Consider the following 22,421-nt stretch of genomic DNA (forward strand, 5'->3'; position numbering starts at 1 on the left):
GAACAACGGGGAGGATGCGGACGTGGCTTGGGACGAATGGGAGCAGCTGAAGAACCAGGCGGCGCAGAACCAATCCGCGCACATGCAACTCAATCAGCTGCCGGCCGACGGTGGCGGTGGCAGCACCCCGCAGGGTGATCTGACCGTTGACCAAAAGGATCTCGCCGCGATCGGCGACCGGGCGTTCAAGCTGTGGGAGGACTTGGGTCGTTATGGGCGTGACGCCTGGTCCAGCAGCCAGACAGCGGCGTCGGATCTCAAGACCCAGGGCTTCAAACTGGGTGGGGCGGTCGACCGGGTGCAGAGCCGCTGGGAAGAACAACTGACGTCGCTCCTCGACGCGTGTGCCCATATCTCCAACCATATGGACTTCACGAAGAAGGTCCATCAGGGCGACGAGTACTACATCGGCGGCCAGATCAGCAGCATCTCCACGCTCGACAAGGGCTTCGACGGGGGGAAGGGTCACTGATGGATCTGGATACGCTCCGTTTTGGGAACTTCGCGTCGCTCGGTACTGCCATAGCCGACTGGACTCGGGTTGTGGGGAACCTGGAGACCCTTGAGAAGAACGCCCGCGAGGGACTCAAAGGCCTGGCGGACAAGGCCAATTGGGCCGGCGTGAACGCCACTGTTTCGCGCGAGTTCATCACCAAGACGGCGGGCGAGTTCACTGACGCCCACACCGAGGCCAGCACCATCCGTAACATCCTCAAGGACACCCACGAGGAGCTCGTCAGCTACCACGAGCAGCTCAACGAGGCGATATCACGCGGGCTCAAGAAGAACCTGACAGTGATGGACACCGGCAACGGCTCCTTCACCGTCACCATGAACATCCATCCCGATCGCGCGGCCAAGGGAACCACGGTCCCTGATCACAGCGAACAGGATGTGACCGAGCTGCGCGATGACGTCCAGCGCATTCTCGGCAGAGCCACGCACAGCGACGAGACCGCGTCCGAGGCGCTTCGCGCAATCGTCGAGCAGGCCGAGTACGGGTTCTCCGGCGCCTCGTACGGCGACAGGGATTCGGCGACCAAGGCTCTGGAGGACGCCGAGAAGTACGCGAACCTCATCAAGAGCAAGGGAGATTCAATGTCTCCCCAGGAATTTGATGAACTCAACCGGAATCTCGCCGGCTACAAGAACGACCCCCTCTTTCAGGAGAGGTTCGCCACCACCCTCGGCCCGAAAGGGACGTTGGACTTCTGGGCCGACCTCTCCGATCCCTCGGACGGCGGCGATCTGCAGCGGGCGCGCCTCGATCAGCTCGGCGAGTTCCAAAAGAATCTCAGTCTCACTCTCGCAGGAGCGACACAGTCGGATTCCCCTGCGATGCGGCACTGGGAGGACGACATGGTCCAGCTGGGTGACGATCGCATCCAGACCCGTGGAACACAGGTCTACGGTTTCCAGCTGATGAGCAACCTTATGCGAGTCGGGGATTACAATGACGCGTTCTTGAACAAGTACGGTGACGCCCTGGTGTCAACCGAGAAGAAGATGAAGCTGCCGGACCACTACTGGAACGGTGGCGTGGGCGGACCTCTCATGCCCAAGATGAATTTCATGGGCGACGAGTTCGGCCGGGATCCGATGACCGGATTCATGACAGCTCTCTCGAACAGCCCCGACGCCGCGACCGACTTCTTCAACAGGACCGAGCCCCAGGACAACGCTGAATGGGTGCTCAAGGATCGCCCAGCATTCGACGACACCCCCCTGAACAGCCACGACGGAAACCAGTCGCGTGACGCGACAGGGAATGCCCTCGTCGCCGCAGCCACGGGCGTCAACCCCAACGACCCCCATGCCGTTCCCGTGGAGCACACGGCCGAGAACCGGCACGTCCTCGATCGCTCACTGAAGATCATCTCGGGTGTGGGCGACGACTTCGCTCCCGAGATGCGTGATGACATGGCCAAAGTGCTGGTGAACTATGGCGACGAGGTCAATCACACCGCAAGTTCCCTCGCTGACGATCACAGCGACCCGAGACAGCTCGATCGACATCAGCTGTTGGAAGTGACGAAGCAGGTGTCACGTGATCAGAACGCCTACGGAATACTCAACGACGGCCTGAACCGTGAGATGGTGCGCGACATCTACGCGGACCATCCGAGCGATCCGAGGGAAACGCTGCTCCGGGCAGGGCATACCGTCGGATTCCTCGAAGAAGCCCGCTATCAGGCCTTGAAGACGGACAAGCACGACCCTTCATGGGACGCCAAGTGGCTGTATCACGGCTTCGGTGGTGCCGTGAACTTCATCCCGGTTGTCGGTGATGCCGCGCAGCGAGGCGTCGACGCCCTTGCCTACCAATGGCAGTTGGACGAGCAAGCACGCATCAACGAGGAGACCGCTCGGCAGAACGGCGAAGTCTTCACCGCGCGGGAGAACCAACTGCAGAAACTGGCCGACCTGTGGATGGACGCCAACCCGAACCACGGCAACAACAACAGGTACACGATCACATCCGAGATCAACGGCGCCGCGTTCGACGGCAATGGCCGTGCTCAGGGACTGGCAGGCGATCAGTGAACAACGGTACTTCTCTGCATCCGGGTCGGCTCGCGGCACGTACGGGAGGATCTCAGCGCCGTACGCGAAGTGTCGCCGCCGCTGCTGCTGTGACCGTAGTCCTTCTGTCGGCGACCGCTTGTTCGGGATCTCGCGACTACGCGGTCCCGGACAAGGCATGCGGTGTGACCGTGGATTCCGACTCGCTGTCTCCCCTCCTTCCGAACGGGAAGAAACTCACCGAGAAGTCGTACGACGCCGGCCCGGAGAGTCCACGTTGTCGTCTGCTGGTGGACCAGAAGCTGGTCGTCTATCTTTCGGGAGATGTCGTTGCCGGCGACACCGATCCCATCAAGGTCCAGGATCGGGCACTCGTGCGCCTCGGGAGTCCCGCCGCTGCCGACATTGGCGACGACGCCGTAATCGCCGACCGTGGAGCAATGGCGGTCGCCGGCTGCACCTACAAGGGGAAGCAGCAAAAATTCGCCGTGCTGGTTCAGCTGGAGAAGAACGTTCCTGAGAAGGTTTCGGAACGGCGCGATGCCCTGCGCTCCTTCCTCCGTTCTTATTTCCCGAAGGCCATGGAGAAGCAGGGCTGCCAGTAACACGGCGCGGTACGCCTTGGCCTCCGGACGTCGTCAACCAGTCCGGAGCAGGGTCCAGCGACGCCCTCGGCTGCCCGCGTCGACTTCGTCCTAGCCGACTGGAGAGAAGCCCGCATCGCACGAGCGACGGTCATGGGCCCGGTCACCTCAGCCCTCCAGAGACATGCGCCATGTTGTGGAGATCATGGTGAGCTATTTAGACTTCCTTGACTCAAGCTCACGGATCCGGCCAGTTTGTAGTTCGACGGATTCGACGTAGCGATCCCGTCCGAAGGACGGGCTTCACGGGGACACGGGGAAGTGATCCGAACGCATGGCGTGGGACGAGTGGGAACAGCTGAAGTCACAGGCGGCGGAGCGCCAGTCGGCACAGATGCAGCTGAACCAGGTGGAGCCCGGCGCGGGCGGCGGGGGCAACACCGCGGATCCCAGTCAGTACGGCGATCTCACTGTGCGCGAGGGTGATCTGGCGAAGATCGGCGACCACGCGTTCACGCTGTACAACGACCTGTGGAGCAAGGGACGCAGGGCGGTCCCCAGCAGCGACAAGGCCGCGGGAAACCTCTCCACACAAGGCTTCGCGCTGGGTGGCGGACTCCAGCACGTGTCGACCCGCTGGGACGAACAGCTTTCGTCCCTCAGGGACGCGTGCGCGCACATCTCGAACCACATGCAGGTCACCAAGAAACTGCACGCGGGCGACGACCACTACATCCGGCGGCAGATGAGCAGCATCGACGTGCTGGACGCAGGCTTCGACGAGCGTGTGGGTGACCCCGGCAAGAAGAACCCGGTGTACGGCGACTCGGGTGAGAAGAAGGACAAGAACTGATGGACCTCGAAGCCCTTCGATTCGCCGACTTCACACTCCTCGACGACGCCGTGGAGGACTGGACGACGATGATCCGTGACCTCGACGACCTGAAGGAGTCCGCCGACAAGGGCCTCAGGAGCGCGGCCAACAAGGCCAACTGGGCGGGCGTGAACGCCACCGTCTCCAAGGAGTTCATCGGCAAGACGTTCGGCGAGTTCGCGGATGCCCACACCCAGGCGACGTCCATCCGCAACATCCTGAGGGACACGCTCGGCGAGCTGAAGGACCACCAGAAGAAGCTCAACGCGGCCATTGAGCGAGGCCTGAAGAAGAACTTGACGGTGGTGCCCACCACGGGTGGCGAATTCACGGTCACGATGAACATCCACCCGGACCGGGCCGCGAAGGGGACGACAGTTCCCGAACACGACGCGAGTGACGTCACCGCCCTGCGGGACGAGGTCCAGAGGATCCTCAATGCCGCGACGGAGAGCGACAACTCGGCCAATACGGTACTGCAGGCCCTCGTCGACCAGAGCCGACTCGGCTTCTCCGACGCCGGCTATGCGGACCGGGACTCGGCGGCTGACGCCGTCAAGGAAGCCGATGAACTCGCCAAGCTGGCACAGAAGGATCCGAAGGACCTCACGGTTGAGGAGTTCGACAGACTCGATGCCGGCCTGAAGAAGTACGCGAACGACGACCTGTTCGCGGAGCGCTTCGCCACCAGACTCGGCGCCAAGGGAACGCTTGAGTTCTGGACGAAGCTCACCGAGCCGACCACGAACCCTGAGCTGTTCCGGGCGAGGCGCGAGCAACTCGACGATCTGCAGCAGCACATCGGCCTCACCCTCGCCACCGCCACCCAGAGCGACACCGCGGCCATGACGGAGTGGAAGCGCCAGATGGTGGACCTCGGCGACAAGCCCGTCGGCAGGGGTGGTGGGTTCCCGTTCGGCGTCCAGGTCGTGAGTAATTTCATGCGCTGGGGCGACTACGACGACCAGTTTCTTGGCGACTACGGCAAGAAACTGATGGACACGGAGCGGAAGCTGACGCACAACGGTCAGCACGTCGCCTGGCAGCAGATGGGCTTCGACCCGGACCTCAACCGTACGGGGACCGACGGCGGCTACGACCCGATGACCGGCTACTTGAAGGCACTGTCGAACAGCCCCGACGCGGCCACCGAGTTCTTCAACGACCAGTTCATCGGCAAGGACGAGGACCACAAGAAGGCCCTGTCCAACTTCGACTACCTCTTCGAGGAGCGTGCCTGGCCGCAGGACCAGGACGACAAGGGCGATGCCGGCATCGCGGGTCGGAACAACCTGGCGCTGGCTCTGGAGGCCGCGACCACGGGGCACCCGGCGGGTGAGCTGCCGACGCTCGACACGCCTTCGCACAACCCGGAGCAGACGAAGCTGATGGAGAGCCTCGTCGCCTCCATTTCGGACGACAACGAGCGCGTCACCAAACACGGGTACATGGGCGACAGCATCGGGCAGATCGCGTCGGAGTACCTTCCGGACCTCAACCGAGCCATGACCGATGACGGAGACGACGACACCAATCGGCTCTTCCCGATCGCCGGCTCTGAGGCCGAGTTCAATCATCGGGACGTGACACGATTCCTGTTCACCGTCGGACAGAATCCCGAGGGGTACGCAGCGGTCGAAGTAGGCCAGAAGGCCTACATGGCCAACCTGATGGAATACCACTTGAATCCCGATCTCCCCGAGGACCAGCGCTACGCCAAGGACCCGCAATTCGTGGTCGAGCAGATCGCGAAAGGGTCCGGCGAAGTCTCGGGAACCCTTGCACAGGGCCGCGCGGAAGTCGTCGCAGGTGAGGCCGACGAGAAGGACAAGGCCTACGAGCACTCGGTGGCTCAGTGGAAGAACGCCATCTCCGGAACCGTCGGCACCATCACCGGCGTCGGTACGACCTTCATCACCAGCCCTGCCGGAGGGGCGGCGGCGGGCGGAATCGCGGGCACCGCGACGAGCATGGTCCTGGAGGAACTCTTCAAGGACGCCGAGGGGAAGGCCAAGGACGACGCCGGCCCTGTTATGGGCGAGCACTGGGAGTCCGGCCTGGACAGCAACAGCAAGTACACCGAGAAGGCAGCCGAGGCTGCGGCGAAGAACCACAACCGGACCGATCTCCCGGACGTCGGGGAATGGGCGCGCGATGGCGCACAACGCGGATTCAACGCGTCCGGGACGAATGTCATCGCCATGGCACCGGACCTCAAGACGGATGTCTGACGTCGAGACGTCGAGATGTCGGGCATCGGTCTCGGACCTCGAACAACATTCACACTGTCCAGAGAGGCATGCGATCTTGAAGTACTCTCGTCTCCGATCCTCACCGACACCCAGGAGAGTCGCTTTCCTGACGACGGCCGTCGCCATGGGAATCGCGCTGTCCGGCTGCTCGACAGAAGAGGTGCGGGAGTATGCGCTGCCGAAATCCCTGTGCGGCGTCACCGTGAAATCCGACCTGCTGTCTCCCTTCTTGCCAGCCGGCAAGAAAATTTCCACACAACAAGAGTCGCCCAACGGTGGAACCGAGCGATGCAAGATCAGCATCGATGGCAAAGTCGCCATGATTGCAGGTCAGTTGTGGTGGGAGAAGGGCGGCACCGTCATGGACGTTGCCGCCGTGCATGCACAGGTCACCCCCGGGACCGTGACAGATGACAAAAGATATCTTTACTCAGGAACCGGTGCAGTCGGGAAAGCCGAAGGCTGCAGTGATTCGACCCATCCGGATCAGTATTTGTTCACCGTCATACAGGTGTTTGCGCCCGACCTCGATGACGCCGCCACGATGAAGCGTCTGATCGTCGACTACACCAAGCAGATCCAGGAGAAGTACAAGTGCGTTTGATGTGAGCGAGGACGCAAACACCGCGATGAGCCCGTCGCCCGGCGGCGGCGGTCGAGGCGCAGTGCGCCACTCGCCCTACGTGGTCAAGGCGGAGGAACGGATCCCGTGATCTCCAGCGCCACGGGGAGTACGGCGGTCCTCGAACACGCCGGAACATGACCACGGGGTGCTGCTCGTTCTCGTGAACGCAACGCGGGGTGGGCACCTCCCGTGCGTGCCCACCCCCGGTGACTCCAGCCAGCCCGTCTCACTCGAAGAAGCTGGCCGCCTTCTTGTCGCCGCCGCGGTAGTCACCGCCGGCCTGGTGCACCTTTTGCGTGATGGAGAGCAGCGCCTGGTGGATGGCGCTGGTGTGGTTGTCCCACTCCTTCGACTTCCGCTGGAAGGCGTCGTAGGCGTCGCCGGCCCAGCCCTCTGCCGCGTTGTGGACGCCCTGCTTCAACTGGGTGAGATCGCTCTCGAGTTGCTTGGCCAGGCCGCCGAGTTCAGTGGCGAGCGCGTCCAGGACGCCGTACTTGACGGAAAGATCCTGGAGGTGTGGCGTGCCGGTCATGTTTCCTCATCTCCTTGACGATGTGAGAAGGACCTCACGGTCCGGGGGTGCGACTCGGGGCCCGTCAGTAAAGGTTGAGCGCCGAGGTCTTCGCGCCGGCGTCCACTTCGATGCTGGAGATCGTGGAGTGGAGTTCGTCCTCGAGCTTGTCCTTGTCCTGCTTGGTGAGGTGGATTCCGTTCAGGAAGTCGTCGAGCATACGGCCGATCCCGGCCATGTGCTCGTTGATTTCGTGCTGCTTGGTCTTGAACGCATTGGCGCCGAAGCCCGTCCAGTTGGCCTCGATCATGTCGATGCATCCCTGGAGCTGCTGAAGGTGCTTCTTGACGTTGTCGTACCGGTCGATGACGTTCGTCTGGAGCTTTTGTACGTGTGCGTCATCTAGCTTGCGGCCGTCAGCCATCTCGGCACTGCCTTTCGTGAGAAGGATTTGTGTTCCTGGCGCTACACCGGGTGGTGAGGCGCTCGTTCATTGCGCGACCCGTTGTCCCTCACGGGTGGTGGGCCATGACAGTCATACGCCTCGCCGTGAGCGAATCACCGCGAAGGCCCCGCCGCCGATCACCACGACCGCCGCCGCGGCTCCGAGAGCGACCCACAGCGTGGTGTTGCCGGACGAGTCCGAGCTCGATCCTGCCGCTGAAGTCTGGCCGCCTGAAGTGGAGTTCGCGGCTTGTGACGAGGTTGATGCGGAAGCCGAGGGCGAGGCGCCAGTGCCGGTGCCGGCAGACAGGCCGGGCGTTTTCTTGTTCGTGACGGGGTCGACGTCGGCGGCTCCGGGATCCCCCTTACCCTTCAGGAGAACCTGCGCCGGGCGGATCGTGCCGTACCCGAGGTACCGGCTCGGGGTGCTCTTCGGCCAGTCCCGGCCGGCGGTGTCGATCATCACGCGGAGGACCTGGTTGGCGGTCCACTTGGGGTGGGCGGACCAGATGAGGGCGGCGGCGCCGGAGGTGATGGCGGTGGCTTGGCTGGTGCCATTGCTCTGGGGGCAGTAGGACTTGAAGGTCTTGTCACACCAGGTCGGCACATCCACGCCTGGCGAGGCCAGGTCCACATACGCGCCGTCCTGCGAGAACTTGGCTACCTCGCCGTTCTCGTTGATCGCCGAGACTCCGACCACGCCGGGGTATTTGGCGGGATAGCCGATGTAGTTCTTTGCAATATCGGCAGCGTTACCCACAGCGGCAATGAGCAGCTTCCCCTTGCTCTGCGCGTACTGCACGGCTTCACGTTCACCGTCGTCCTCAGAATACGTACCGAACGACATGCTGATGATCTTTGCGTCGGAATCGGCAGCAGCTCGGATGGCCTTCGCTGAAGTGTCACCCTGCTCCTCACCCTTCTTGCCAATTCCGAGGAGTACCGTGCGGATTGGGATGATCTTTGCCCCGGGTGCCACCCCCTTGAGCCCGCCTCCACGGCCGGTCCCTGCGATCAACTCGGCCATCGACGTGCCGTGACCGGTGTAGTCGTCCGTTTCATCGCCGGTGGTTCCCGTGGCGTCGACTCCAGGTAGCACCTGGCCCTTCAACGAATTCGTGTCCGGGTTCACGCCCGTGTCGACAACCGCGACCGAAATGCCCTTGCCTGTGCTGACCTTCCACAGCCCCTGGGCGTTCATCGCGTCCAAGTACCACTGCTGCGACTGGATGTCGTCGGCAGCCGCGGCAGGGGCCGGCCCAACAGACATGACGGCCAGAGCACCCAGCGTCGCGCCCACGGTGGTCACATGTCTCCGGGCATGCCTAGCCCACAGCGCGGCCCGCACACGGCGTACGCCAAGTCCTGACTTCATGCTTCTGTACGTCCTCGGTCGTTTCGGTCAGTCGGTCGCCGACGGCGCATCGCCGCGCCGCGCGTCATCACGTGAGCGCTTCTTGTCCTCCGCAGAGTGCTGCTGACGCTGCGTTCTCCCGCCGGCGGCACGATCAGGGCTGCGGCCCTCCGCGGAACCGGACACCAGGCCAGAACCACCGGACGCGGCTCCGTTGCCCCTGCTGCCGGCCCGACTCGCGGGCGCGCCGACCACACTGTCCGCATTACCTGGGGACCGGCGCTGAGACTGTCCCTGCCCCGTGCCCGACGCCGGATTGTTCGCACCGATCACTCCGCGCTGCCCCGGCCTTTCACCCGCTGTGCGAGCGCCGGTTGCGCCCTCGCCGCCGATGACCGTGCCGCGTGGAACCCTGGCACCAGTCCCACTCGGGCCCGCTTCAGAAGTAGGCCTGCCACCGACCACGCCGCCCGTACGCGCAGCACCCGTGGCTCCGGGGCCCGTCCGTGCCGCAGGCTGACCGGGCACGCCGCCCACACGCCCGCCCGGCGTGCCGCCGGTGCGTGAACCAGCCGTACCCGCACTTCTGGGCATGCCGCCGGTGACACCCCGCCCCATGGGCGACCTGCCCGTCGCAGATGCAGGCCCAGGGGCACCCTGCTGGCCAACCGCGGATGCGCGGCCCAGCGGTCCCGCGGGGCCGCGTCCCGTACGGCCTCCGGCAGTGGTTCCCTCAGAGGTGGTGACCCGTCCTTGAACCGATCCGGGAGTCCTGCCGCCCGCTCCTCCGCCAAGTCCGGTCGCGCGCGCGACCGGGCCTTTGAAGGCGGGAGGTACCACGCCGGTCCCCATGGGCGGGAGCATTCCCCCAGAAGGCGCACTGGGTCCCGTTGCCGTGGAAGGGGGGAGAACTGGCGCCGGCTTCGCGGTTTCTGGCGGCAGCGTGCCAACGCTGTTGATCTCCGTACCGACAGTGGGGCGATGCAGATCGACACTTGTGCCCACGGCTGGATGCGCAGAGGGAAGACGGCCGTTCCCGGAATCGCCATCGCTGTGGGACACATGGCTGACTTCGCTCGCACCCGCAGCCGCTTGGTGGACTGAGCTCAGGTTGGAGTGGCGCGTGTGCTCATTGGTACCTCCACTCGACGCCTCGTCCGCAGGCGGCATCCCCACATCCGGCATCGACTGAAAAGCCGGCGGGTCCAGCTTCGCCAGTTCGGACCCGGACACCGAGTAGAAGGAGGCGAGGCGATTCATCTGGTTGATCGCCTCTTGCCGGTCCTTCTCGACCCGGACCGCCTCGGCATACTGCTTGTTGCCCTCGAACTGCTGGAGCACCGGGAGCTGCCCCGGCTTCTTCTGGTCAAGGGCAGAGCGCGGGTCCCGGGGCGGCAGCGAGCTGCGCACGGATGCGAGCCCCGTCGCGGCAGCCGTGACCTGCACCCCGGCGCCGTCGGCGTACGTGGCCAGGCTCTCGGTGTGCGTGGCGAGGCCCTCTCCCCACTTCTGGAACGCCTTGCCGGCCTCGCCCTGCCAGTCCTCACCCGCATGCTTGAGGTGACGCCTGAGCTCCACGGCGGCTTCGCTGATCGCCTTGCTCGCCTTCGCCAACGTCTCGCCGGCGTGCTCCAGGTCGGCGGGGTTCGCCTGATGGACCAGGTCGATCATGGCGTTGAGCTTGTGGTCCTCGAAGTCCGTGACCTTCCCGTACGTCAGGAGGCGGACGCGCTTGAATCCGAACGCGTCGTGCATCACGTTCGACACACCGGACACCGCATCGACCTGGCCGACCTGAACGTCGACGCGCTGCTGGTCAGTCAACTCCTTCGGCGTCTTGTCGTCGCCGCTCACTACTGGAGTCCCTTCGTGGACTTCTTGGCGTCACTCAGCTTCTTCTCACCCTCGCCGGACTTCTCCTGCTGGGCTTCGCTGTACAGGCGGTCGGTCTCGATCTGGATCTCCCAGAAACGGCGGCGCTGGTCGTCATCGAGGCTGTCGAAGCCGTTCTGCGCGCCCTGCGTCGCGATGCCCATGGCCTCGATCTGGAGCCCCAGCGTCTTGGAGAGCTGCGTGATGTGCTCGTGAACCTGCTCGTACTGAGTGAACAGGGCGTCCGCCTCATGGAAGGGGGTGCCGTGCCCGCTGAGAGAAGTCCGCGAGACGCGGTGCGCACCCACCTTGGACGCGCTGCCGGCCGAGTCCTCGAACTCTGACAAGAGCTTGTCGATGCGCTGCTTGAACGTCATCAGCACGCCGGCGCCGACCTTCAGGTCCGCAGCTGTGCTTGGCGACGCCCCACCTGTCATGTCCGCAGGAAGCATGACGCCTTCCCTCCCCGTTTTGTCGCCCGCTCCGGGCGACTGCACCCCTCAAGCGTTCATATCCGCAACGACATCACTCTAGTCGTTTCCTATGACAGCCCCAACTGCCATATGCAACAGCTGTGCTACCACCCAGCGAAGCTTCACTGCTTCTTCACCGCGCCCTCGCGCTCGCCTGGGCCCGTGCCGCCACTCGACACTACGTGGCCCACAGGGCGACGGACCTGAGTACTCCTACTCATTCGGCGTTGCTGTGTAGCCATTGCGAACTCGCAAGGGACGGGCACCCGTTCGACGATCTACCCCGCACTCCCCACCCCGAGAACCAGCCACTCCCAGGCCTTCTCCTTGGCGTTGCTCGGCCCGCTCGCCTGCTTCGTGCCGAAGAAGATCCGTCCGTTCTGCACGATGATGTCGTTCAGTGTCGGGTCTGTGAGTGTCCAGGCTTCGGAGGGCAGATCGAAGTAGAGGTACGGGGTTTCCTTGCCGGTTCGCGGGTTCAGGCTGACGAGTCCCATGGGCGTGATGTGGTCGCTGCTCTCGCGAAGTGCGAGGAGCTGGTCACCACTCATCCGAAGAGGATGCAGCAATTGCTCATGACCTGATTCGAACTTCTTGACCGTCTTCCCTGTCGCGAGGTCGAATCCGATGATCCAGTTGGAGTTGTTCACGATGGTTCCGTCGGGGTCCTCCCTGCTCGTCAGGAAGACCTGGCCGTCTCCGACCACGATCGTCGGGCAGTTGTCCACCGCCCCGTCCTCCGCGTCATCGACACAGTCGGCGACGTAGTGGCCTCCTTCGACGCGAATCGTGACGCGGTACTTGCCGTGTTCGTCGAGGGAGATCAGGTCGGTTATCTCGACGTCGCCCGCCGCCACGGCGAGGACGGCGGGTTCGGCGGACACCAGGTAGACGCTCTGGACGCCCTTGGCGACCTGATACGTCCATTCGACCTTGCCTGTGCGGGGGTCGACCTTCCGGACCCGGTACGACGAGGCGAGGCTCTTCTCGTCGAAGCAGTCGGTCCGGATGAGCAGGGCGCGTCCGCCGGCCAGGCCCCCGTCCTTGCACTTGGGGGGAGGGGTACTCGTCCAGAGGAGCTTTCCCTGGTCCATGTCATACGCCTGCGAGCCCTTGCCCCACGCCACAGCGACCGTGGCACGCGTCATGGTCACACTCGGCGTGTCGTAGAGGGCGTTCACCTTGGAGAACCGGGCCTCCCAAAGCTTCTTGCCCGTGTCGAGGTCGACGAAGGCCACGTGATCGCACGGTGCGTGGGTGTCGGCACCGGACCGGAACAGGACCGCCGTGCGGTCCCCGACGGTCACATGACGCGTCGTACCGCAGATCGGTCCGGCGAGTCTGATGCGCCAGCTTTCGTCGCCCGTGGTGGCATCCTTGCCGATCTTGAAGCCCACGAGGGTTCTGTTGATGCCCTTGGCGAGGATCTTGTCCGTCGCCCACATGCCCGGCATCACGTGCGACTCGCCGGGCGCCATGTCGTCGGCGGAGAACCTGAAGGCCATGCGTCCAGTCATGTTCGCGGGGCGGCTCTCGACCGTCTCCCGGATGTCGAGCGGGCCCTGTTCGGCACTGGCCGACGGCTTGTCGGCTGTCTGCGCCGAGCCGTCGTCACCGTGCCAGAGAAGCCAACTGCCCGCGCACAGCGCTCCGATCAGCAGGACTGCCACACCACCGAAGAGTCTCCTGCGGCGCTTCTTTCGTATGCCGTCCGCTGTCAGAGCGGAGTGTGTGTACATGGAAGGAGGTGGGCCGAAGCTCACGCGGAAAGGTCCTTTCGATGACCGCGATGGGTGTCCGACAAGTCAGTGGCCGGGCATCGGAGATGTCGAGAACAGCCATGTGCCCCAGGCCGTCACTCCGCCCCCGCCACCCGCCGCTTCCTCCGCCGCGCGTCCCGCACCGCCACCGCCACCCCGCTGAGCCCCGCCAGCAGAACCGCCGCCCCCACAGCCACGTACGTGGCCAGTCGTGCGTTCCGTTCGTCCGGGGTTTCGCCCAGTTGCAGTTTTGCCGGGGTCGGGGCCTCGGCCTTCGAGAGACCCTCGTCAGGGTTGGGGGATTCGATGGGACGGTCGTCCTCCGTCAGGGCGCGGACCGGATCGACCACTCCCCAGCCGACCAGGCGGTCATGGCCCGCCACCGAGCGCTCCGCGGTCTGTTCGATCTGGGCCACGATCTGCTGTTGGGTCCAGTCGTGGTGCTTCGCCTTGATCAGAGCGGCGACTGCGGCGACGTACGGGGCCGAGAAGCTGGTGCCGTTGTCGGAGCAGTGGCCGCCCTTGGGGACGGTGGAGATCATGTCCACGCCGGGGGCCGCCACGCCCACGAAGTCGCCGGACTGCGAGAAGGAAGCGCGTTCGTTGTTGCGGTCCGAGGCGGCGACCGCCAGGACGCCGGGGTACGAGGCCGGGTAGGTGTCCTTGTCGTTGCCGCCCAGGCCGTCGTTGCCCGCCGACGCGACGACCACGATGTCGGCGGCCAGTGCCTCGTCCACCGCCCGTTTCAGGTCCGGGGCCGGCTTCACCGCGTTCGAGGTGTCCTGGGAGATGTTGATGACGTTGGCCTTGGCCCGGATCGCGTCCCGGATGGCCGTGGCGAGCGTTTCCGCCGTGCCGTGGCCCTCGGCGTCGTTCTGCTGGATGGGGATGATCGTCGACTCGGGAGCCAGGCCCACGAATCCGGTGCCGGAGATGGGCCGGGCCGCGATGATGCCCGCCACGCGGGTGCCATGGCCGACCGTGTCCGTCGTGCCGTTCTCCTTGCCGCGTGCGATCGGGTCTCCGTTGTCGTCCTTCAGTTTCTTCGGGAGGAGGTTGAGACCTGCCGCCGTGTCCACGGCATGGGTGAGCTGCGGGTTCTTCACGTCCACGCCCGTGTCGATCACAGCCACCCGTACGCCCTTGCCCTTTGACTGGCTCCACAGTTCGTCCAGCAGGACGCGTTGCAGCGCCCAAGGGCGGCCCGCGTACTTCTTGTTCGGGAAGGTGCACTGGTCCGTGGACGTGTCCGCGGAAGCGAGCGGTGCGAGGACGACGGTGACGGTGGAAGCGAGCATCGTCGCGGCCATCACGACCACGGTACGAAGAGGCCTTGCGGCCGGTGCGTACGACATGGACTCCCCCTTACGAACCCTGCGGCTGGCGTGCCGCCGATGTCGACAGACGGGGGCCGGTGGGCAGGAACTTGGACCAGGCGGCCGGGATGGGCGCCGGGTCCACGTCGGAGTAGCCCAGGCTGATCTGGGCCAGGCGGGCTTCCTGCTCGAGTTGCTTGCGCTCCTTGGCCGTGGTGCCGATGCCCGCGTCACTCGTGGCGCTGTCGTCGTTGGACTGCATCGCGTAGCGCAGGCCGGTGTCGGTGACCAGGAAGACACCGCCCGCCGTTGTCTCCTCGCCTTGGAACTGGCGGTAGAGCTGACCGGAGCCAGGAGTGACGTACGCGCTGGAGGAACCGGTCGGGAGGGTGGCAGGGAAGTCCGTGCCCGCCCAGGTGCTGAGCGTCGTCACGCCCTTGGCCTTGTCGACGTCGCGCAGGACGTTGCAGACGGTGTTGCGGTGCCCGTCCGATGCGTCCGCCTCGTTGACGGGAACGGGCATGCGGCTCGGCCAGGTGTGGTCCGTTGCGAACCCGGCCGCATTGGGAACGAAGGCTCCGGCGCTGACGTCGAGAGCCTTGCCGGCCTGGCCGAGGCCGACCAGGTCGCTGCTGTTCAGAAGCAGCTTGGCGGTGAAGTCCGAGACAGGAGCCACCTTTCCCTGCTCGACGACGTAGTACTGCTCGGTCGCGCCGTTGGGCGCCTTGAGCACCATGCCGACCTTGTTCGCCTCGTCGGACAGGCTGCCCTGGACGCCGGCGGCGGTGCCGATCCGCCCCTCGATCTTCGGGAAGGTGATGGGGTCGCCCTGGTGCAGGGTCTCCAGCCACTCCTTGGACACCCGCTGTGGTTCGCGGCCGGAGCCGACGAGCGTGCGCAGCAGCAACTCGTCGTTCTTGTCGACCTCGTACGACGTGCCGCTCGCGTCGACGATGTAGCGGGTCTTGTCCGGGCCCACGACGTACAGCAGTTCGCCGCCCCGCAGCTTCTGCTTGCTTCCCTCGGTCTTGTCCATGTCGCGTGAGGCCAGGACGAACGCGGCCTTCTGGATGGACCTGCCGCCCGCGCTCGGGCGTTCGCAGACGGCCCACCGCTTCGCGGAGCCCGCCTCGGAGGCGGCGGGAAGCCGGTCGGGGGCGTAGGGAATGCCGATGGTGACCCCGCGCGGGATGGTGCCCCTGTCGAGGATGGACTCGTCGACGGTGACGACGTCACCCTTGCCCGTCTTGAGCAGGAGCTTCGCGGACGCCATGTTGAGGACCGGGTGCAGTTGGACCTTGCCGTCGGTCTTCAGGACCACGTATCGGGTGGTGGACTTGCTGGCGATGATCACCTTCTCGCCGACGGCGTTCCAGCCTTGCGGCGCGGTCGGTTTGAACATCCCCCACGCCCCGAACGCGGCCATGATGATCACGCCGACGAGGGTGCCAGGCAGCACGGCCCGCAACGGGCGCGGCGCCCCTTCCTCCGAACCGTCGGGAGACGACTGGACGAAGGACGCGAGCATGCGCCGCTTCGCGAAGGTGTAGGCGTTGAGCTGGTCCCGCCGAGATGCCATGTGTGCCTGATTCTCCCCGTGTATCGCCTGGCGGCGCTCGGGGGTACACCGTCCCCCGCCCTCCGTTGTCAGACCGGCCCCCTACTATGCCTGGTAAGGGATCGACCTTGTGGAGCGGGTAGGGTATCGGGGCCTTCAAGGGCCCTGTGTGGTGGCGTTGTTCCAATGAGTTGTAAGGAAAACGGGGGGATGCAGTGATGGCTTCCGGAACGCGGTTCCGGTCGCGTGACCGGTCGCGGGAGCAGGGCTCCTCGGCACCCCGGTCGCAGCGGTCCGCGCCGCCTTTGAGGACTCAGGGGCAGACAGGGGCGCTGCATCTCAAGGTGCGTCCCGGGCAGTCGGGTTCGTTCCGGTTGCAACGGATCGTTCTGTTGGAAATCGCCGCCGCCGCGCTGCTCGTCGGGTGGATCGTCGGTCCGTTCGCGCTGATGCCGGCCGCTGTCGTCGCGGTCGCACTCGTCCTCCTGGCCTTCGTACGCCGCCGGGGCCGCTCGTTGCCCGAATGGCTCGCCACGGCACGGGCGTTGCGGGCGCGGCAGCGGCGCGCGGCGAGTACGCCGATACCGCCCGGGACGGAGCCCGGTCTCGCCCCAGCCGTGGAGTGCGATCCGGGCCTGCGGACCTCCGCGTACAGCGCGCGGGACCGGCGGCCCGTCGGCGTGATCGGGGACGGTACGTTCGTGACCGCCGTTCTTCAGGTGGAGGCCGACGCGACCGCGCTGCGCGCCGAGCGGAGCCGTCAGCCGCTCCCGCTCGGGCTGGTGCGGGACACGCTGGACGTGGACGACATCCATCTGGAGTCGGCGCAGATCGTGCTGCACACGCAGCCCGCGCCCGCGTTGCACCTGCCGCAGCAGTCCGTGGCCGTCAGCAACTACGCGCCGCTGCAGGAGCAGACCGGAGCGCCCGCCGTGCGCATCACCTGGATCGCGTTGAAGCTCGATCCGGAGCTGTGCCCGGAGGCGGTGGCCGCGCGCGGGGGCGGACTCGTCGGCGCGCAGAAGTGCGTCGTGCGCGCCGCGGACCATCTCGCGAGTCGGCTCACGGGGGCGGGTTTTCGTACCACGGTGCTCAACGAGGAGGAGTTGACGGCCGCGGTGGCGACCTCGGCGTGTGCCAACCCTCTGGTGACGGCCGAGGCGGGACGCACCGACCTGCCCGCGCGGCGGACCGAGGAGTCCGGCCGCAGCTGGCGCTGCGACAACCGCAGACACACGACGTACTGGGTGCGGCGCTGGCCCCAACTGGGCGGTGGCGGTGGACCTTCCCTGCCGCAACTCGTCGCGCTGCTCACGGCCGTGCCCGCGCTGGCGACCACCTTCAGCCTGACGCTGCGGCGCGGGGAGCGCCAAGAGGTGTCGCTGTGCGGGCACATGCGAGTGACCGGCCGCAGCGACGATGAACTGGTCGCGGCACGCCGCTCGTTGGGGCACGCCGCCCGCCAGGCCGGCACGGGGCTGGCCCGGCTCGATCGCGAGCAGCTGCCCGGTGTGCTCGCCACGCTGCCTCTCGGGGGTGTTCGCTGATGGCCATGACCACAGGTGGAGTCACCGCCTCGGGGGCGTACGGGAACGGGAATTCGGGTGGGTTCGGGGCTTCGGGGCCGTCCGGGGCTTCGGGGGATCCGGGAGCTCGTGGAGCCTCGGGGAACGGATCGGCCGGCTCTCCCGACTCGCTCGCGGAGCGTGGGCGTGGGCGTCTGCGCAGCGGGTTCGGGCTGATCGGGCCCCGGCACGGGCGGCACTCGCTGTCCGTGGAACAGGTCGACTCGCTCGCGCTGCCCATCGGGGACGACGGGGTCGTCATCGGGGTGGACGCCGAGGGGCAGCCCGCCGTGCTGGGGCTCAACCGGCCGACGCCGTACGACGTCGTCCTGATCGGCGGTCTCTGGACCGCGCAGGTGCTCGCGCTGAGAGCGGCGGCCACGGGGGCGCGCGTCGCCGTGGAGACGGGACGGGCGCCGGCCTGGATGCAGATGGTGCACGCCATGGGCGGCGGGCAGAACGGCATGAGTGTGCACGACGTGGGGCGGGTTCCGCCGCAGGGCTCCTCGGCCGGCAACCCGGTTCTGGTGGTGCGCGATTGCGGCATGCGGCCGCCGCGCGGGCGTGTGGTCTCCGGCCCCTGGCAGTCGGTGCTGACGCTGTTGCCGTATCTCAGCCCGGTGGCCCCCCGGTTGCTGCGGCAGGCGCGGCTCGTCGGCGTGCAGCGGGTCTCACCGGACGAAGCCGCTGAAATCGGGCGGGCGTTGGCGCTGCCCCGAGGCGATGTGGACTCACTGCCCACGCTCGCCGACGGGGTCACGCTCTGGTGCGCCGACCGCGACCGGCAGTACGTGATGACTCAGCCCACGGACGCCGAGACCGGATTGTTCGGTACGCCGCGCAGGATGGACTGACCGAGCGCGCCCGGGCTTCGCCGACTCAACATCGGTCCGCAATTGGACCTTTGGGAATGATTTCCCCCTTGTCGCGCCCGGCTTGTTCTCCACGATTGCCCGTTTTGTTTACTCCCTTGACGCGTGCGTACGCCGCTTCTGGGCAAGGTGTGACGGAGCGGACCCGTGCGGAGGGGCGGACGGGCCTGCCGTCGTGGCGCTCGTGGTGATTAGGCTGGGACCGGGCGCGACCCGTATCCCTCGACCCACCCGTCGACGGACCCGCCCGCGCTTCGCACGAACAGACGCGAAGACGGACGCGAAGCGAACGGTCGCGTCAGCACGGCATTGAGGGTGCTTGACCACACCAGGAGGAATTGTGAACAGCGATCGGGACGGGATCCGCGGGGGCTGGGCCACACCCGGCGATGACCAGTCCGACGCGGAGTCCGCCGTCGAGGCGACGGGCGAGTTCACCATCGACTACGCGCCGCCCGCCTGGTACACGCAGAACGCGTCGGGCCATTCGGCCCAGGCCTCGCCGACTCCACCTCCCCCGGCTCCTCCCGCGCCGTCCGCCGCGCCGGTGTCGTTCGACCCGGCCGCACCGGTTCCGCCGACAGCGCCGGTGTCTCCGGCCGTGCCGGCGCCTCCGGCCGTTCCCGCGTCCGGACCGCAGCCTGCCTGGACGCCGCCGACCGTACCGGCCGACGAGGCCGGTCTCGGGAGCGGTGACATCGAGAGCGGCGCGACCATGAGGTTCTCCGCCGCCGCGCTCAAGCGTGAGTTCGCTGAGCGGGAGGCCGCGCCCCGGACCGCCGAGGAAACGTCCGCCGGCCCGGCCGGGGACACCGCCGGCGCCGAGGGCGAGCCGGTCGGTGACCGACCGGAGGGCGAGGACACGACCGGCGGTGACTTCGAGCTGAGCGCGCCCGCCGTGCCGGCCGGGGAGCAGCAGTCCGCCCCTGCCTCCGGTGAGGCCGCGGCAGGCGGGGAGGTGTCCTCGCCGACGGAAGGCGCGAACGCGGGCACGAGCGAGCACGACGGCACCGGCGCCGCCCCTGCGGGCGACGGCTCCGACAACAGCCCCGTGGGCGACGGCTCCGCCGCCACCGAGTCCGCCGCGGGACACGCGCAGGAGTCCACGGACGTCGGGGCCGACGTGACGGACCCGACCGGTGGTGAAGACGGCCCGCCTGGTGAGGCCGAGGCCTCGGAGGTTCCGGCCGACGCGGGCGACGACGACTCCGAGGACGCCGCCACAGCAGCAGCCGACGGTGGCTTCAAGGAGCCCGCGGGTGCCTCTGACGGCGACGTCGAGGGTGCCGTGGGTACCGAGGGTGCCACTGACGCGGAGACCGCGCCTCAGGACTCCGCTCCCGAGGCCCCCGTAACCCCGGACGCGGCGGCGCAGGATGCCGAGGTCTTCGACGACTGGCCCCAGGACACCTCACAGAACGCCGGGACCGACATAGCGCAGGACGCGCAGGCCGCCGCACCCGCCTGGGCGCCCCCGCCGATGCCGCAGAGCGGACTGCCGCCGCTGCCGCCCGCCTACCAGCCCGCCGCCCCGGCCCCCGCGGCCCAGTGGCCCTCGCCCCAGCCGGTCGTGCCACCGCAGCCCGGGCCCCCTCAGCAGCCGCAACCGACGGCCGCGCAGGGCCAGGCCCCCGTGCCGCCGCAGCCGACCGCCGCGCAGGGACAGCCGCCCGTGCCGCCCCAGCCGACCGCCGCGCAGGGACAACCGCCCGTGCCGCCCCAGCAGGGTGGCTACGGCTTCCCCCATCAGCAGTCCCAGCAGCAGCCCCACCCGGGACCGCCGCCCGCCCAGCCGACGGCCCCGCCGCAACCGCCGGTCGCCCAGCCGCAGCCGCCGTTCCAGCCGCAGGCTCCCCAGCCCGCGCCCGCCGCCTGGCATCCGCTGGGCACGCCGCCCGCGCCGGGCCCCGTGGCCCCGCCGGTCGCCGACGCTCCCGTACCCGCGCCGCCCGCCCCGCCCGCGCCGCAGGACGGTTACGGCTTCCCGCACCCCGGGATCCCGGCTCCCGCCGCGCCCAACCCCCCGGCCCCGCCGACCGGTTACGGGTTCCCACAGCCGAGCGCCCCCGTCCCGTCCCAGCCGGGACCGCAGCAGAGCGGCTACGGGTTCCCGCAGACGGGCGCCCCCGCTCCCCAGCCGACCCCACCGCAGGCCGCCGCGCCACAGACCGACGCGCCGCAGGCCAACGTGCCCCAGCCCCCCGCACCGCAGGCTCCCGGCCCGCAGTCGGGCTACGGCTTCCCCCAGCCCCCGGCTCCGAACGCGCCCCAGCAGGGCGGCTACGGCTTCCCGCAGCAGCCCCACCCGGGACCGCAGCCGGAGGCCCGGCAGGCGCAGCCCCAGCCGCCGGTGGACCCCCGTACCGGAGCCGCCTGGCCGCAGCCCATCCAGCACGACCAGCGTCAGCCCACCAACCCGGCCGCCGCCCCGCTCGGGTACACGGCCGCGGTGGAGTTGTCCTCCGACCGGCTGCTCAACAACAAGAAGCAGAAGGCCAAGAGCGGTCGTCCCTCCGGCGGCTCCTCTCGGTTCAAGCTCGGCGGGAAGAAGGAAGAGGCCGAGCGGCAGCGGAAGTTGGAGCTGATCCGGACGCCGGTGCTGTCGTGCTACCGGATCGCCGTCATCAGCCTCAAGGGCGGTGTCGGCAAGACGACGACCACCACCGCGCTCGGCTCCACGCTCGCCACCGAGCGGCAGGACAAGATCCTCGCGATCGACGCCAACCCGGACGCGGGCACGCTCGGACGCCGGGTGCGCCGCGAGACCGGGGCCACCATCCGTGACCTCGTGCAGGCGATCCCGTACCTGAACTCGTACATGGACATCCGGCGGTTCACCTCGCAGGCCGCCTCCGGTCTGGAGATCATCGCCAACGACGTCGACCCGGCCGTCTCCACGACCTTCAACGACGAGGACTACCGGCGCGCGATCGACGTCCTGGGCAAGCAGTACCCGATCATTCTGACCGACTCGGGCACCGGTCTGCTGTACAGCGCCATGCGTGGGGTGCTCGACCTCGCCGACCAGCTCATCATCATCTCCACTCCGTCCGTCGACGGTGCCAGCAGTGCCAGTACGACGCTGGACTGGCTGTCGGCGCACGGGTACGCGGAACTGGTGTCGCGCTCCATCACCGTCATCTCCGGTGTCCGCGAGACCGGCAAGACGATCAAGGTGGAGGACATCGTCGGCCACTTCGAGACACGCTGCCGTGGTGTCGTGGTCGTGCCCTTCGACGAGCACCTGGCCGCGGGTGCCGAGGTCGACCTCGACATGATGCGGCCCAAGGTGCGGGAGGCGTACTTCAACCTGTCCGCGCTGGTCGCCGAGGACATCGTCCGGCACCAGCAGTCGCACGGGCTGTGGACGAACGACGGCAACCCGCCGCCGGTGGCCGCCCCGCCGATGCCGGGTCAGTACCCCTACCCGCAGGGAGTGCCTGGAGCGCCGATGCCGGGGCAGCAGCCTTATCCCCAGCAGCCGGGCCAGCCGTACGCGGGACCCCCGCAGCCCGGCCAGGCCTATCCGCAGCCGGGCCAGCAGTTCCAGCCCGGTCAGCCGGGTCAGCCCGGTCAGCCGGGTCAGCCGGGTCAGCCGGGTCAGCCGGGTCAGCCCTACCCGCCGTACCAGGGCCAGCCCCCTCAGACCCCTCCCCCGCCCGCACCCCCACAGCAGTAACCGGCCATCGACGCCAGACGTCGACAACCGGACATCAGTAACCCGATCGGGCCCTTCAGGGCCACCGTTTCTCGCCGAGGCCCGCGCCCTTCCCCCAGGGTGCGGGCCTTCGCGTGTCCAGGCACGAAACAGGGCGTCACCCCCTGGCCAGGAGGGCTT

At 67.3% G+C, this 22,421-nt stretch carries 17 protein-coding genes; 9 read left to right on the forward strand and 8 right to left on the reverse strand.

Features of this window, described 5'->3' with window-relative positions; translation table 11 throughout:
* Positions 1–22 precede the first annotated feature (22 nt).
* The 6 genes from ACFZDJ_RS29740 (at position 23) to ACFZDJ_RS29765 (ending at position 6,837) form a co-directional block, all read left to right on the forward strand.
* Entirely contained in the window at positions 23–472 is a 450-nt protein-coding gene (locus ACFZDJ_RS29740) for a hypothetical protein (RefSeq protein ID WP_384923323.1), read from the forward strand.
* Positions 472–2,544 carry a hypothetical protein gene (locus ACFZDJ_RS29745; protein WP_391063426.1) on the forward strand — a complete coding sequence of 691 codons (2,073 nt, stop codon included), beginning with the start codon at positions 472–474 and terminating at the stop codon, positions 2,542–2,544. Before ACFZDJ_RS29740 ends, ACFZDJ_RS29745 begins: the two co-directional genes overlap by 1 nt.
* Before the next feature lie 164 nt (positions 2,545–2,708).
* Entirely contained in the window at positions 2,709–3,128 is a 420-nt protein-coding gene (locus ACFZDJ_RS29750; protein WP_391063429.1) for a hypothetical protein, read from the forward strand.
* A gap of 313 nt (positions 3,129–3,441) precedes the next feature.
* The gene (locus ACFZDJ_RS29755; RefSeq protein WP_075031312.1) at positions 3,442–3,960 is read left to right on the forward strand and encodes a hypothetical protein; all 519 of its coding nucleotides are present in this window, start codon (positions 3,442–3,444) and stop codon (positions 3,958–3,960) included.
* Positions 3,960–6,212 carry a DUF6571 family protein gene (locus tag ACFZDJ_RS29760; protein ID WP_391063432.1) on the forward strand — a complete coding sequence of 751 codons (2,253 nt, stop codon included), beginning with the start codon at positions 3,960–3,962 and terminating at the stop codon, positions 6,210–6,212. Before ACFZDJ_RS29755 ends, ACFZDJ_RS29760 begins: the two co-directional genes overlap by 1 nt.
* 145 nt (positions 6,213–6,357) lie before the next feature.
* Positions 6,358–6,837 (forward strand): hypothetical protein, encoded by a 480-nt coding sequence (locus ACFZDJ_RS29765; protein ID WP_391063435.1) that lies wholly within the window; start codon positions 6,358–6,360, stop codon positions 6,835–6,837.
* 247 nt (positions 6,838–7,084) lie between these two features.
* Here the strand turns inward: ACFZDJ_RS29765 and ACFZDJ_RS29770 are convergent, their stop codons facing one another.
* The 8 genes from ACFZDJ_RS29770 to eccB all read right to left on the reverse strand — a co-directional run bounded on the left by ACFZDJ_RS29770 (position 7,085) and on the right by eccB (position 16,167).
* Positions 7,085–7,390 (reverse strand): WXG100 family type VII secretion target, encoded by a 306-nt coding sequence (locus tag ACFZDJ_RS29770; protein ID WP_390933486.1) that lies wholly within the window; start codon positions 7,388–7,390, stop codon positions 7,085–7,087.
* Between the two features lie 64 nt (positions 7,391–7,454).
* Complete coding sequence (locus ACFZDJ_RS29775; protein ID WP_355486514.1) at positions 7,455–7,793, reverse strand: WXG100 family type VII secretion target; 339 nt, start codon at positions 7,791–7,793, stop codon at positions 7,455–7,457.
* Between the two features lie 111 nt (positions 7,794–7,904).
* Positions 7,905–9,122, reverse strand: coding sequence for a S8 family serine peptidase (locus tag ACFZDJ_RS29780; protein ID WP_391063438.1), 1,218 nt, complete (start codon positions 9,120–9,122; stop codon positions 7,905–7,907).
* Between the two features lie 93 nt (positions 9,123–9,215).
* Positions 9,216–11,021, reverse strand: a complete 1,806-nt coding sequence (locus tag ACFZDJ_RS29785; RefSeq protein ID WP_390933488.1) for a WXG100 family type VII secretion target — start codon at positions 11,019–11,021, stop codon at positions 9,216–9,218.
* Positions 11,021–11,491: a hypothetical protein gene (locus tag ACFZDJ_RS29790; protein ID WP_391063441.1), complete on the reverse strand. Its 471-nt coding sequence runs from the start codon at positions 11,489–11,491 to the stop codon at positions 11,021–11,023. The genes ACFZDJ_RS29785 and ACFZDJ_RS29790 overlap by 1 nt, the downstream gene beginning before the upstream one ends.
* A 299-nt stretch (positions 11,492–11,790) precedes the next feature.
* On the reverse strand, positions 11,791–13,182 hold the full coding sequence (locus ACFZDJ_RS29795) for a PQQ-binding-like beta-propeller repeat protein (protein WP_391063444.1): 1,392 nt from the start codon (positions 13,180–13,182) through the stop codon (positions 11,791–11,793).
* A 185-nt stretch (positions 13,183–13,367) separates the two neighbouring features.
* A complete protein-coding gene (gene mycP, locus ACFZDJ_RS29800; protein WP_391063854.1) occupies positions 13,368–14,570 on the reverse strand; it encodes a type VII secretion-associated serine protease mycosin in 1,203 nt (400 codons plus the stop codon).
* A gap of 67 nt (positions 14,571–14,637) precedes the next feature.
* Positions 14,638–16,167: a type VII secretion protein EccB gene (gene eccB, locus ACFZDJ_RS29805; protein ID WP_391063447.1), complete on the reverse strand. Its 1,530-nt coding sequence runs from the start codon at positions 16,165–16,167 to the stop codon at positions 14,638–14,640.
* A 197-nt stretch (positions 16,168–16,364) separates the two neighbouring features.
* On the opposite strand from eccB, the gene eccE reads away from it, so the two are divergent.
* From eccE to ACFZDJ_RS29820, 3 genes are all read left to right on the forward strand, one after another.
* On the forward strand, positions 16,365–17,693 hold the full coding sequence (eccE, locus tag ACFZDJ_RS29810) for a type VII secretion protein EccE (protein ID WP_391063450.1): 1,329 nt from the start codon (positions 16,365–16,367) through the stop codon (positions 17,691–17,693).
* Positions 17,694–17,698: 5 nt separating this feature from the next.
* The gene (locus ACFZDJ_RS29815; RefSeq protein ID WP_391063453.1) at positions 17,699–18,565 is read left to right on the forward strand and encodes a hypothetical protein; all 867 of its coding nucleotides are present in this window, start codon (positions 17,699–17,701) and stop codon (positions 18,563–18,565) included.
* A 358-nt stretch (positions 18,566–18,923) separates the two neighbouring features.
* Positions 18,924–22,262, forward strand: coding sequence for an SCO5717 family growth-regulating ATPase (locus tag ACFZDJ_RS29820; protein ID WP_391063455.1), 3,339 nt, complete (start codon positions 18,924–18,926; stop codon positions 22,260–22,262).
* The last annotated feature ends 159 nt before the right edge of the window (positions 22,263–22,421 follow it).

Origin of the sequence: Streptomyces sp. NPDC007896, from assembly GCF_042959425.1 — a bacterium.
GTDB lineage: Bacteria > Actinomycetota > Actinomycetes > Streptomycetales > Streptomycetaceae > Streptomyces.